This is a genomic window from Halomicrococcus pelagicus (genome assembly GCF_050954125.1).
Genome location: NZ_JBPBWC010000054.1, coordinates 1 through 552 on the forward strand (window position 1 = coordinate 1; position 552 = coordinate 552).

The window sequence follows — 552 nt, forward strand, 5'->3', positions numbered from 1 at the left end:
GACTACGAGGGTGACGCAAGCGGACGCCAAGAAGCCAGTCACGATGATGATGGTGCCGAGAACGGAGTGGTTCTCGGTGTTGACCTGAACGTGACTGGCGCGTTCGCCGTCACTTCCACTGGAGAGTTCATCGGCAGTGCTGACTACCTCACCCACAGACGCGACCAGTACGAACAACGCCGCGCCAAACTGCAACAGACGGGAACACGGTCAGCTCATCTCACGATTCAGTCCATCGGTAGCCGCTTCTCGGATTGGTCGCTGGACTGGCTCCACAATCGCGCCAACGACCTCATCGCAGAAGCCCAGTCTGCTGACGCTGACGGCATCATTTTCGAGAACCTCGACCATATCCGCGAGAACATCGCTAATGGTTCGAAGTTCCAGCAGTGGGCCTACGCGAAGTTCGTGGAACTCGTGGAGTACAAGGTCGAATCCACGCCGTTGTTCGTGGACATGGTGAACCCGGCGTACACGAGTCAGCGGTGTTCGCACTGTGGGTTTACCCACGAGGACAATCGTGACGACAAGCGGTTCGTGTGTCAGGACTGT

At 57.6% G+C, this 552-nt stretch carries 1 protein-coding gene; it reads left to right on the forward strand.

The window, feature by feature from the left end; all coding sequences use genetic code 11:
- Positions 1-552, forward strand: a 552-nt coding sequence (locus ACRYA2_RS26600) for an RNA-guided endonuclease InsQ/TnpB family protein (protein ID WP_433634828.1), incomplete at both ends; no start/stop codon positions are given.